The following is an 11890-nucleotide window of genomic DNA, read 5'->3' on the forward strand; positions in this document are numbered from 1 at the left end:
CGGCCAGCAAAGGCGCTAAATCACCCGGGAAAACTGCTGAGCATGAGCGGGTTTGCGCAAATAGACGTCAAAACACATACAGATATTACGGATTAATAGGCGGCCGCGCGGCGTTACGCGCAGCCCGCCGGGCAGCCTTTCCACCAGCCCGTCATCCACCAGCGGCGCCAACAACGCCAGGTCATCGGCAAAATAGGCATTGAAAGGAATGCCATACTGCTTTTCGATCGGCGCATAGTCCAACTGGAAATTGCAAATCAGCGTCTTGATCACATCGCGGCGCAAGCAGTCGTCCGCCGACAACGCCAGCCCGCGCCATAGCGCGTTACCACGAGCTTCCACGCTGCTGTAATAGGCCTTCAGCTCTTTCTGGTTCTGCGCATAGCTATCGCCCAGCATGCTGATGGCGGAAACGCCAAGCCCCAGCAGATCGCAATCCCCTTGGGTGGTATAGCCCTGGAAGTTGCGGTGCAACTGGCCGGCACGCTGCGCCTGCGCCAGTTCATCGCCCGGGCGGGCAAAATGATCCATGCCGATAAACTGATAGCCCGCGCTCGTCAACGCGGCGATGGTCTCTTGCAGGATCACCAGTTTCTGCTGCGCGTTGGGCAAATCAGCGTCTTTAATTTTGCGCTGCGCGGCAAACAACTTCGGCAGATGCGCATAGTTGAATACGCTCAGGCGATCCGGGCTCAGCGCGATCACGCGCTGCAGGGTGAAAGCGAAGCTTTCCGGCGTTTGCTTCGGCAGGCCGTAAATCAGGTCGATATTGCTGGAGTTGAAGCCCAGCGCTTTGGCTCGCGCAATCAGGGCAAAAATAAAATCTTCGTCCTGCTCACGGTTAACCAGGCGTTGCACGTCTTTATTGAAGTCCTGCACTCCCATGCTCAGGCGATTAAACCCTTCATGGCGTAAATGATCGATCACGTCCAGTTCAATTTCGCGCGGATCCACTTCGATCGACATTTCAGCGCCGGGCTGAATATCAAAATGCCGGCGCAGCATCGCCACCAGCCGGCTGATTTGCCGCTTATCAAGATAGGTTGGCGTGCCGCCGCCCCAGTGCATCTGGCTGACCCGACGGCCAGCAAACAACGGCGCACGGGCGATGATTTCACGCTCCAGCACCTCCAGGTACTCATCCGCCTTATGCGTTTGGCGCGTGACCAGTTTATTGCAGCCGCAAAAGTAGCAAAGCTTGTGGCAAAAAGGGATATGCACGTACAGTGAAAGGGGGCGCTCAGGGTAACGAGCGGCCGCGCGCTGGAACGCCGCTTCGTCGTAGTTTTGGTTAAACTCCAGCGCCGTTGGGTAGGATGTGTAACGTGGCCCCGAGTAATTATATTTTTGGATTAGGGCCGAATCCCAGACAATCGTCTGTTCTGACATGCTTGCTCACTCCTTGCGATATTTTTTTCTACCGTGCCGTGAGATGGGCTGTTGTCTATACTGTCTGGCCACGGAAGCGCTGCGAAAACGTGCTTTACGTTTAGACAACCGCCACAGTTTACCGAATAACCACACTAGATAACATGTCAATAGCAGCGCGATTGCCAGGATCACCCACATAGCGCGTTAAAATGCATCCTTGGCATTGCCGCCTTTCAGCAGCCTGACAATGTCTTCCTGCTTATCGTCTTCATCGATCTCATCGTCTTCGTCGCCAAGTTCAATGCCCAACTCATCCATCAGCACATCGATGCGATCCAGCGTTTGATCGACATAGGCCTGGTCTTCCGCGCTCAGGGTTTCACCGTCGTCCAGGCGATCCAACAGACTATTCAGGCGCTCGTCGTTTTCCAGTTTTGCCAGCTCTTCCTCTGGGGCCAGGCGCGGTTTTACCGGCGCTTTCGGCTTGGCCTGTTTAGCCTTCACCTCGCCGGCAACCACCAACGGCACTGGCGTTTTACTGCCGATGCGCGGATCTTTGGCGGCAGAGGATGATTTGTTTTTCTGCTTGCCGCCTTCCACCTGCGTGCGCGAACCCGAGGCATGACCACGGCGTTTTTTATCACGCTTGCGTTCGCGGGCTTCTTGATCGAGTTCCGCACGACTTTTCTTTTTGGTTTTTGGCGCAGCCGCTTTGCTGCGGGGCGTTTTAGATGGCTGGTTCATGGCGTTCGCTCTCAAGAGATGTAGATTCAGTATAGAATTGCGCCGGAATCTAACAGAAAGCAGGCAAAGAAAAAAGGCGGTAGGTTTGACCTACCGCCTATTTCGCACCTTCTGCTGAAGGATATTATGAAGTCGCTTTCCATGCGTACATACAACGTCCCAGTTTTTCCCTCTGCTATAACCGCATTCCCTGCAACTATCCCTTTCATCCTGAAAGTAAAATCATCCTTTGCGTAATCCATCCGCCTTCACTCATCCTGAGTGTGCATCCCGCCAGCATCCTGACTGCAAATATTTCACCATCCGTGTGCCGTTCGTGCTTTCAGATACGAACAGACAATTCCTTCTGATGCCCTCTACGCCTCCTGCGTATTCCCTGAGAGCCGCCACTCTTCCAGAGTGTTCCTTCATTCCCACACATCCTGTGTTGTGGACTACTTTACGTGAGCCACCAACGCGCTCAAGCCACCAGCAGGGGTTTTACCTGACGGTTTTCACTCACCACAAAATAACCATCTGTTATTTAAAAGTAATTTTTAACAAGGCGAGCAAATAAAGCGACATTGCCCGCGATTCCAATGGCAAATGTCTCACACGGCCAGGGTGACATTCATGCATGGCGCTGGTGGAAAAAAAGAGAAAGCCACCCTTTTGGCGCTGATGCAGTTATAATCGCCCACCAGTAAGCCATCCTCACGGAGACGAAAATTTTGACCAGTAAAAATTATAACTATCATGTGACCCACTTCGTCACCAGTGCCCCCGATATCCGCCACCTGCCGGCGGATGCAGGCATTGAGGTGGCATTCGCCGGCCGCTCCAACGCGGGTAAATCCAGCGCCTTAAATACCCTGACTAACCAAAAAAGCCTGGCACGCACCAGTAAAACGCCGGGCCGTACCCAGTTGATCAATCTGTTCGAAGTAGAAGAAGGCATCCGCCTGGTCGATCTCCCCGGCTACGGCTACGCGGAAGTCCCGGAAGAGATGAAGCGCAAATGGCAACGCGCACTCGGGGAATACCTGCAGATGCGTAACTGCCTGAAGGGCCTGGTGGTACTGATGGATATTCGCCATCCGCTCAAAGACCTCGATCAGCAAATGATTCAGTGGGCTGTGGATGTCGATATTCCGGTGCTGGTATTGCTGACCAAAGCCGACAAGCTGGCTTCGGGCGCGCGCAAAGCACAGGTCAATATGGTGCGTGAAGCCGTGTTGCCTTTCATGGGGGATGTGCAGGTAGAAGCATTTTCTTCGCCGAAAAAGATCGGCGTCGACAAGCTGAGCCAAAAACTCAACGCCTGGTTCAGCGAGATCCCACCGGAAACCCTGCCAGAAGATGAAGCAACTGGGGAATAACCCAGCGGATAGATAAACCCGGCCTGCGCCGGGTTTTTTTATGCCCGTATGCCCGCCTGGAAGCAAAAATTTTTGTTATATAATTACAGTTTTGACAAAAAGCTATCACAAAAACTTATAGCAGGAGGCTGGCAATAGGTAGTTAAACCTTACCGCCGGGCAGCAAACAGCGCGTGGAACAGCAGATGGAGAAATAAGAAAAACCTATGAGTAATCATTAATTTGTACCATAAAAAACGCCCCAGTCAAAACTGACTGGGGCGGCTAATATTCAGCCAAATCCGATTACGTGAAGTAAAAGGTCTGAAAGATAGAACATCTTACCTCTGTACCCTACATCTGTAACTCTACATCATTTCTCCGCAGGGAAAAAGCATTTTTTGTAGTTTACTTACACAAAATGACATCGAATCGCACCAATGTTGCTGGATAAAGCGGCTTAACCTGTTGCTTAATTACAAAAACCGCTTATGTTATAGCCAGTTACACTTTGAACATTGGTAAACAAACCTTGCCTTAGTGCGCTTCATCCCAGTTCTTGCCCACACCGACGTCCACCTTCAGCGGCACGGCCAACTGCATACTACCTTCCATCAAGGCACGGATCTGCTGGCTGGCTGCCTCAATGACCGACTCATGCACTTCGAACACCAGCTCATCGTGCACCTGCATGATCATGCGTACCAACGGCTTGTCCTGCCCTTGCAACCAGGCATCCACCGCAATCATCGCACGCTTGATGATATCAGCCGCGGTGCCCTGCATCGGCGCATTGATCGCTGCCCGCTCAGCGCCCTTACGGCGCATGGCGTTGCTGGCGCGGATATCCGGCAGGTACAGCCGGCGGCCGTCCAGCGTGCTGACATAGCCCTGCTCGGACGCCTGCTGGCGGGTACGCTCCATGTATTCCAGCACGCCAGGGTAGCGTTCGAAATACAGATCCATATACCGCTGCGCTTCACCGCGCGGGATATTGAGCTGGCGCGAAAGCCCAAAGGCACTCATGCCGTAAATCAGGCCGAAGTTGATCGCCTTGGCGCTGCGGCGCTGTTCGTTCGTGACTTTATCCAGCGGCAGGCCGAAAACTTCGGCCGCGGTCGCACGGTGGATATCTTTGCCGGCGGCAAACGCCTTAAGCAAGCCTTCGTCTTGCGACAGATGCGCCATGATCCGCAACTCAATCTGCGAATAGTCCGCCGCAACGATACGATAACCTGCCGGGGCGATAAACGCCTGGCGAATACGGCGACCTTCGTCATTGCGCACCGGGATGTTCTGCAGGTTTGGATCGCTGGAAGAAAGACGCCCGGTCGCCGTCACCGCCTGATGATAAGAGGTATGCACCCGCCCGCTGACCGGGTTAATCATCAGCGGCAGCTTATCGGTATAGGTGGTTTTCAGCTTCGCCAGGCCGCGATACTCCAGGAGCAGTTTCGGTAACGGGTAATCCAGCGCCAGCTCGGCCAGCACCTCTTCGTTGGTCGAAGGCGCGCCGCCAGGGGTTTTCTTCAGCACCGGCAGCTTCTGTTTTTCATACAGAATCGCCTGCAGCTGTTTGGTCGACGCCAGGTTGAACGGCTCGCCCGCCAGTTCATGGGCTTGCGTTTCCAATTCAGCCAGCCGTTTGGTCAGCTCTTTGGAATGCGCCGCCAGGATGTTCTGATCGATCAGCACCCCGGTGCGCTCAATATGCGACAGCACCGGCAGCAGCGGCATTTCAATTTCATTGAATACCGTGAGCAGATCTGGGCTGTCTTTCAACGTTGGCCACATGGCCAGGTGCAACTGCAGCGTCACATCCGCGTCTTCCGCCGCATAAGGCGCGGCCTGCTCCAGGGCTATCTGATTAAACGTCAGTTGATTCTTGCCTTTGCCGGCGATTTCTTCAAAGGTGATGGTTTTGTGGCCCAGATAACGATTGGCAAGGCTGTCCATATCGTGGCGGCCACTCACGCTGTCGAGCACGTAAGACTCGAGCATGGTGTCATAGGCGATGCCGCGCAGATCGATGTCATAACGCGCCAGCAGGCTTTTATCGAACTTCAGGTTCTGCCCCACTTTCAACGCGTCTTTGTCTTCCAACAGCGGCTTGAGCGTTTCCAGCACGTAGGCACGATCCAGCTGTGGCGGCGCGTCCAGATAATCATGGGCCACCGGCAGATAGGCGGCTTCGCCGGGCGCGATGGCAAACGACAGACCGATCAGGTTCGCGCTCAAGGTATCCAGGCTGTCGGTTTCCGTATCGAAGGCAAACACCTCGGCTTTCTTCAGCTTTTCGAGCCAGGCATTGAAAGTTTCGTTATCCAGGATGGTGACATAACCTTCCTGCGATAGCTGAGCCTTAGGTGCATCATCAGCGGCCACTCTGGCCGCCTGCGGCTTACTCGCGGCTTTGGCGGCCCCTTTTTTGCCTTCCAGCCAGGAACCGGATTCAACGTCGGCCAACCAGCGCTTAAATTCATAGCGTTTGAACAACTGATGAAGCTGATCGACATCCGGCTGGGTAACTTCAAGCTGCGCACAGCTTAACTCCAGCTCAACATCGGTCTTGATCGTCGCCAGTTTATAAGAAAGGTATGCCAACTCTTTGTTCTGCTCCAGCTTGGCGGCCATGGTTTTGGCACCGCGGAAGCTGAGGCCGGCGATATCCCCCAGATTGGCATACAGGGTATCCAGCCCACCAAGGCCTTGTAACAAGGCCTGCGCGGTTTTCTCGCCAATGCCGGGCACGCCAGGGATGTTATCGGATGAATCCCCCATCAGCGCCAGGAAATCGATAATCAGCTCAGGTGGAATGCCGTACTTGTCGCACACTTCCTGCGGCCCCAGCACCGTATTGTTCATGGTGTTGATCAGGGTGATGTTTGGCGTGACCAACTGCGCCATATCTTTATCACCGGTGCTAATCAGCACCGCGTGGCCGGCTTGTTCGGCCTCCTGGGCCAGCGTGCCGATGACATCATCGGCTTCCACACCGGGCACCACCAATAACGGCAGGCCCATGGCCTTGACCATCTGATGCAACGGCTCTATTTGCGCACGCAGATCGTCCGGCATCGGCGGGCGGTGCGACTTATATTCAGCAAACAGCTCATCACGGAAGGTTTTACCTTTGGCATCAAATACCACGGCCACATGGCTGGGGGTAAACTGCAACAGCAGGCTGCGCAGCATGTTCAATACGCCATACATCGCCCCTGTCGGTTCACCGGCCGAGTTGGTCAGCGGTGGGAAAGCATGGTATGCCCGGTAGAGGTAAGAGGAACCATCAACCAGGATCAACGGGTTTTCTGCAATCTGTGCCATAACGTTTCTTTTTCGTGATCGGACATGATGTTAAGCATGCCATAGCTCGCCGCCAGAGACGAATCCTGCGTGCGTTTTGGTTAAAAAATACAGCCTTGCCGATAGATGATCCCGAGGATCGTCCTGTGGATAACTTTGTGCATAGAATAGAAAATGAATTATAACGACTGTTTATTTATTATAAGTGTAATAAAAAAATCAATTTAAATCATATAATTAGATTTACAACGGCAGTGTTTGATTGACTCCCCGCTTTTTTCTGTTTTGTGGATATTACTTATGTCTGGCTTTAATCACCCTGGGTATCAATTCCGTATGGCAATTAACTAAAAGCCGTTATGATGATTACCACCGTATTAAACCCGTTACCTTTTCCTTACGATTCCTCGCCCCATTTTCTGTTAAAATCCCTTTTTTCGCGTAACGATATATGCAGTTTTACGCCCAACCTTCTTCAACGTAAACCTATGCCAAGACTATTCGCCCCCATCATATTTATTCTTTCGGCCTTGCTTGCCATCCTGGTTACCGTCTTGTGCTCAATTCCCATCACGCTGGCCGGTGTGGTTAAGCTTCTGGTGCCGATCCCGGCCATTTGGCGGCATATTTCCGCCTTTGCGGATTTTATGATGTGGTGTTGGTGCCAGGGATTGGCTGTGCTATTACACATTAATGTCCCCTTGCGTTGGGATATTACGGGGCTGGAAGGGCTGGATCGCAAAAACTGGTATCTGTTAATCAGTAACCATGAAAGCTGGGCCGATATTGTGGTGCTGTGTGTGTTATTGCGCAACCATATACCGATGAATAAATATTTTCTTAAACAGCAGTTGGCCTGGGTACCGTTTGTCGGCCTGGCCTGCTGGGCCCTGGACATGCCGTTCATGAAGCGCTATTCACGCGCCTATTTGCTTAAGCACCCGGAAAAACGTGGCCAGGATATCGAGACCACACGCCGTTCCTGCGAGAAGTTTCGCCTGCGGCCGACAACCATCGTTAATTTTGTCGAAGGTTCACGTTTCACCGAAGCCAAAAGAATAAAAACCCGCTCTCCTTTTAAGCATTTACTGGCGCCCAAAGCAGCCGGTATCGCATTTACTTTGAGTGCATTAGGGAATCAATTTGATCGGGTGTTAAACGTCACCCTGCTTTACCCGGATAACCATCAACGGCCATTTAGGGATATGCTGTGCGGCCGCCTGAAACGCATTGTCGTCAGGGTAGAAACCATCCCGATTAATGAAACCCTGCGTGGCGATTACTTTAATGACAAGCAGTTCAAACGCCAATTTCAGCAGTGGCTAAATAACTTGTGGCAAGAAAAAGACCAACTGTTGGAAAAGTTGAAACGCCAGTATCGTTAACAAAAACGCCGGTTAACCCGGCGTTTTTGTTGTTTACTTCAGGTTATTTCTGTTCACTCAGGAATTTAACCACGTCGGCAAATTGCTTCACGTAGGCATCCATGGAACTGGTATCCAGGCCATCATTTTTAACCATGTATTTGCCATTAACAAATACCGCCGGCACGCCACGCAGTTGCAAATCTTCGGCGGCTTTTTCCTGTTGCACCACCAGGGATTTCACCACGAAGCTGTTCAGCGCGGCATCATAATCTTCCGCTTTCACACCCGCCTTCACAAACACATCGCGAATATCATCCGGGGTTTGCACCGTTTGCGTTTTCTGTACGGCTTCAAACATTGGTGCCGTGATCTTATCTTCAACGCCTAAAGCCAGCGCTACCGCCCAGGCCTGAGTAAGCTGTTTCCCCAACGGCCCCAGGAATTCGACGTGATACTTGGTCATTTTAGTGCCGGCCGGCAGCGCGCTTCTCACCGCATTGGAAACGTGGTAAACCTCTTCAAACTGATAGCAGTGCGGGCAATAGAACGAGAAAAACTCCAGAACCTGCGGCTCACCGGTAACCGGCTTGTCCAGAGTCACATACTGGCTACCATCGTTAAACTGCGCCGCTGCGGCACTGAATGCCATCACCATGCCAACCAGCGCCAACCATATTTTCTTCATAAGACTAAACTCTCCGTTGTGTTAAAGCTTCAATACATTGACATCAGCTGCAGAGGAGGTTCCCGCAACAGCTTAACCTGTTCAGCGAATGCCTTGGACTGGGATAACCAGAAATCAGGATCGGTCATCCAGGGGAAACTTTTGGGGAACGCCGGATCTTGCCAACGGCGCGTAACCCAAGCCAGGTAATAGACCATCCGCATGGCGCGCAGTGGTTCAATCAGTGCCAGCTCACGCGCATCGAAATGCGCAAACTCCGTATAAGCCTCCAAGAGAATGTCCAACTGCATTAGCCGATCGCGGCGTTCACCATGCAACAACATCCAAAGATCCTGCACCGCAGGCCCGTTACGCGCATCATCAAGATCAACAAACAGCGGGCCATCACGCCACAATATATTGCCCGGATGGCAATCACCGTGCAGGCGCAACGGTTGCCAATCCTGGTGCCAATGCAACGTGATCTCGGCGATTAAAGCATCGGTAGCGGCCAGGAAAGCATCCCGCTGCGCTTTTGGCACCAGCTCGCTATTCGCTAATACCTGGCGCGGCGCGACGAGGTATTCTTCAAGCCCCATCGTCGGGCGCGCGCTAAAGCGCTTTTCTTTACCTACCTTGTGGATACGCCCCAGAAAGCGGCCAACCCATTCAAGCTGTTCGAGGTTATCAATCTCATATTGCCGGCCCCCAACGCTTGGGAAAACGGCAAAAAAGAAACCGCCGTGGTTGTGCAACGTCTGTTGCCGTTGGATCAATGGTGCGACAACCGGGATCTCTTCCTGCGCCAACTCGACGGCAAATTGGTGTTCTTCGCCGATCTGCTCCGCACTCCAACGCGCCGGGCGATAAAATTTCGCCACATAGCGCCGGCGATCTTCGTCCATAAATTGGTAGACGCGGTTTTCATAGCTGTTTAGCGCCGTCAGCCCGGAATCAACACGCAGGCCGATACCTTCCAGCGCATCCATGATCAGATCGGGGGAAAGCGTTTCAAAATTAAAAGCAGGGTTGTTCATAACCACATTATTTTCGCTTGCTGGTCGCGCGTGTAGTGAGAATAAAAATTGTAGCACCAATCAAATGCAGGCGTTCTGCGTTCGCCGTATGCTCATCAATCCTTGATTACGCCGCGCGCGCGCAGCAGAGCCGTTTTGAAGTCTTCTTCATAGTCTTTTTTCAGGCCCGGGATCTGTTCGCTGTCTGAGCTGCCGCGCATTTTCAGGTGGTAGATCAAGATATCGTCGCTCAGTTCGGCCAGTTCACCTTTGAAACCCGCTTCCTGCGCCAATTTCTGTAAAAACTGAATCAGATTCAGGTCCGGATCTTCTTGCCAGGCGGGATGCAATAGCTCAATCAGCTCATTTACACGATGCGTTTTCATATCAATATCATCCGATGAAGTGAATAAACTCACAAAGTAACAGGCTTGGTTGCGGAGTGAAAGACGCAGCTTGTCAATAAAGGTAAATCCTGATGTCTTGGCGACTTTAGCGCTACAATCAGCATGTTAGTCATCAGGTGAAATATTGATTATGCAGACAGAAATCACCGGTATTATCCTCGCCGGCGGGCGCGGAACCCGAATGGGGGGCGTTGATAAAGGGTTGGTTCAGCTCGGGGGGATCCCCCTGTACCAACAGGTATTATCACGGTTAAAACCGCAGGTTGGCCAGATGGCTATCAACGCTAACCACAATGCGGCCCGTTACCGCGAAAGTGGTTTAGCGGTCATTGCCGATGTAGACACTGACTTTGCCGGCCCGCTGGCCGGCATGTTAGCGGGATTGCAATATGCCGCAACGCAATGGGTCGTGTTTGCACCCTGCGACGTACCGGGTTTACCAACAGACTTGGTTGAACAGCTTTGGCGGCAGAAAGGTAAAGCGCTGGCGGCCTACGCCAATGACGGTGAGCGCGATCACCCTACGCTTGCACTGTTGCATACGGCTTTAGCGCCGGCGTTGGCCGGCTACCTGGCCAGCGGGGAGCGCAAACTGATGCTGTTCATGAAGCAAATAAACGCACAGCGGGTGATCTTCGCAGATCAAAAAGCCGCATTCATCAATATCAATACGCCGGCCGATGGCCAACATTGGCTACAAAACCGAGGGATGGCAAATGAGTAATACTCCGATCCCATTATTGGCTATCGCCGCTTACAGCGGCACCGGCAAAACCACACTGCTCAAACAATTGATACCGCTGCTAAAGCAGATGGATATTCAGGTGGGGTTGATTAAGCACACGCATCACAATATGGATGTGGATACGCCCGGTAAAGACAGTTATGAATTGCGTAAGGCGGGTGCCGATCAGACGTTAGTTGCCAGCGATCACCGCTGGGCACTCATGACAGAAACCCCCGAGCAACAGCCATTGGACCTGCACTATTTAGCCAGCCGTTTCGACAGCAGTAAACTTGATGTGATCCTGGTAGAAGGCTTCAAACATGAGCCAATAAGCAAAATTGTCCTCTACCGTGAGAGTATGGGGCGCCCTCTGGCAAACATGCTGGATAGCAATATCCTTGCAGTAGCCAGCGATAGCCCTATTACCATAGCAGGCAACGTGCAATGCTTGGATCTAAACCAACCCCTGTCCATTGCGGCATTTATCGCATCGTGGTTGAAAAAAACTGATGCCGGGTGAGGACGCTTCCTGGTGGCACAGATAATGAAAGCATAGGCCGTACCGATACATGGCCCAACGCAAACGCAAAAAGCCCCGTACGCAAGTACGGGGCTTTTCACTGGGTTTGATGCCTGGCAGTGTCCTACTCTCGCATGGGGAGACCCCACACTACCATCGGCGCTACGGCGTTTCACTTCTGAGTTCGGCATGGGGTCAGGTGGGACCACCGCGCTATCGCCGCCAGGCAAATTCTGGTTCATTTCAGCCGTTGTGTGCTTCACACAACCACCAAAACCAATCTGCAAACAAGCCAAAAACCATTCGTCTCTAAAACACCTTCGGTGTTGTAAGGTTAAGCCTCACGGTTCATTAGTACTGGTTAGCTCAATGCATCGCTGCACTTACACACCCAGCCTATCAACGTCTTCGTCTTAAACGTTCCTTTAGTG

General features: G+C 52.5%; 11 protein-coding genes and 2 rRNA genes. 4 read left to right on the forward strand and 9 right to left on the reverse strand.

From position 1 onward, the window contains the following. Positions 1–15: 15 nt before the first annotated feature. Together hemN and yihI are read right to left on the reverse strand one after the other, a co-directional pair. On the reverse strand, positions 16–1389 hold the full coding sequence (hemN, locus tag AC559G_RS11035) for an oxygen-independent coproporphyrinogen III oxidase (RefSeq protein ID WP_498912578.1): 1374 nt from the start codon (positions 1387–1389) through the stop codon (positions 16–18). 186 nt (positions 1390–1575) lie between these two features. Next, positions 1576–2115 (reverse strand): Der GTPase-activating protein YihI, encoded by a 540-nt coding sequence (gene yihI / locus AC559G_RS11040; protein WP_438597274.1) that lies wholly within the window; start codon positions 2113–2115, stop codon positions 1576–1578. A 710-nt stretch (positions 2116–2825) separates the two neighbouring features. Here yihI and yihA point away from each other — a divergent pair. Continuing rightward, entirely contained in the window at positions 2826–3473 is a 648-nt protein-coding gene (yihA, locus tag AC559G_RS11045; protein ID WP_438597275.1) for a ribosome biogenesis GTP-binding protein YihA/YsxC, read from the forward strand. 271 nt (positions 3474–3744) lie between these two features. Here the strand turns inward: yihA and spfP are convergent, their stop codons facing one another. Continuing rightward, positions 3745–3792 carry a small protein SpfP gene (gene spfP / locus AC559G_RS11050; RefSeq protein ID WP_071892919.1) on the reverse strand — a complete coding sequence of 16 codons (48 nt, stop codon included), beginning with the start codon at positions 3790–3792 and terminating at the stop codon, positions 3745–3747. Between the two features lie 197 nt (positions 3793–3989). Further along, the gene (gene polA / locus AC559G_RS11055; protein ID WP_498912579.1) at positions 3990–6779 is read right to left on the reverse strand and encodes a DNA polymerase I; all 2790 of its coding nucleotides are present in this window, start codon (positions 6777–6779) and stop codon (positions 3990–3992) included. Between the two features lie 467 nt (positions 6780–7246). Between polA and yihG the strand changes: the two genes are divergently transcribed. Beyond that, on the forward strand, positions 7247–8143 hold the full coding sequence (gene yihG / locus AC559G_RS11060; RefSeq protein WP_498912580.1) for an acyltransferase: 897 nt from the start codon (positions 7247–7249) through the stop codon (positions 8141–8143). A gap of 43 nt (positions 8144–8186) precedes the next feature. Here the strand turns inward: yihG and dsbA are convergent, their stop codons facing one another. From dsbA to AC559G_RS11075, 3 genes are all read right to left on the reverse strand, one after another. Next, positions 8187–8810, reverse strand: coding sequence for a thiol:disulfide interchange protein DsbA (gene dsbA, locus AC559G_RS11065; RefSeq protein WP_498912581.1), 624 nt, complete (start codon positions 8808–8810; stop codon positions 8187–8189). A gap of 29 nt (positions 8811–8839) precedes the next feature. Beyond that, positions 8840–9826 (reverse strand): stress response kinase A, encoded by a 987-nt coding sequence (locus AC559G_RS11070; RefSeq protein WP_498912582.1) that lies wholly within the window; start codon positions 9824–9826, stop codon positions 8840–8842. Between the two features lie 95 nt (positions 9827–9921). After that, complete coding sequence (locus AC559G_RS11075) at positions 9922–10191, reverse strand: YihD family protein (protein WP_438597280.1); 270 nt, start codon at positions 10189–10191, stop codon at positions 9922–9924. Positions 10192–10342: 151 nt separating this feature from the next. Here AC559G_RS11075 and mobA point away from each other — a divergent pair, with 151 nt between their 5' ends. Both mobA and mobB read left to right on the forward strand, forming a co-directional pair. Then, on the forward strand, positions 10343–10936 hold the full coding sequence (gene mobA / locus AC559G_RS11080; RefSeq protein ID WP_498912583.1) for a molybdenum cofactor guanylyltransferase: 594 nt from the start codon (positions 10343–10345) through the stop codon (positions 10934–10936). Further along, positions 10929–11459, forward strand: a complete 531-nt coding sequence (mobB, locus tag AC559G_RS11085) for a P-loop NTPase family protein (protein WP_498912584.1) — start codon at positions 10929–10931, stop codon at positions 11457–11459. The genes mobA and mobB overlap by 8 nt, the downstream gene beginning before the upstream one ends. 111 nt (positions 11460–11570) lie before the next feature. Here the strand turns inward: mobB and rrf are convergent. Both rrf and AC559G_RS11095 read right to left on the reverse strand, forming a co-directional pair. Further along, positions 11571–11686, reverse strand: a 5S ribosomal RNA gene (rrf, locus tag AC559G_RS11090). Between the two features lie 103 nt (positions 11687–11789). Continuing rightward, positions 11790–11890 (reverse strand): 23S ribosomal RNA (locus AC559G_RS11095); the annotation flags it as partial.

It is taken from the genome of Gibbsiella greigii, assembly GCF_039540155.1.
Lineage (GTDB): Bacteria > Pseudomonadota > Gammaproteobacteria > Enterobacterales > Enterobacteriaceae > Gibbsiella > Gibbsiella quercinecans.

Excerpts from the sequence above, each read along its gene's own strand:
- hemN (WP_498912578.1), bottom strand. The coding sequence starts at position 1,389 with ATGTCAGAACAGACGATTGTCTGGGATTCGGCCCTAATCCAAAAATAT.
- yihI (WP_438597274.1), bottom strand. The coding sequence starts at position 2,115 with ATGAACCAGCCATCTAAAACGCCCCGCAGCAAAGCGGCTGCGCCAAAA.
- polA (WP_498912579.1), bottom strand. The coding sequence starts at position 6,779 with ATGGCACAGATTGCAGAAAACCCGTTGATCCTGGTTGATGGTTCCTCT.
- yihG (WP_498912580.1), top strand. The coding sequence starts at position 7,247 with ATGCCAAGACTATTCGCCCCCATCATATTTATTCTTTCGGCCTTGCTT.
- dsbA (WP_498912581.1), bottom strand. The coding sequence starts at position 8,810 with ATGAAGAAAATATGGTTGGCGCTGGTTGGCATGGTGATGGCATTCAGT.
- AC559G_RS11070 (WP_498912582.1), bottom strand. The coding sequence starts at position 9,826 with ATGAACAACCCTGCTTTTAATTTTGAAACGCTTTCCCCCGATCTGATC.
- AC559G_RS11075 (WP_438597280.1), bottom strand. The coding sequence starts at position 10,191 with ATGAAAACGCATCGTGTAAATGAGCTGATTGAGCTATTGCATCCCGCC.
- mobA (WP_498912583.1), top strand. The coding sequence starts at position 10,343 with ATGCAGACAGAAATCACCGGTATTATCCTCGCCGGCGGGCGCGGAACC.
- mobB (WP_498912584.1), top strand. The coding sequence starts at position 10,929 with ATGAGTAATACTCCGATCCCATTATTGGCTATCGCCGCTTACAGCGGC.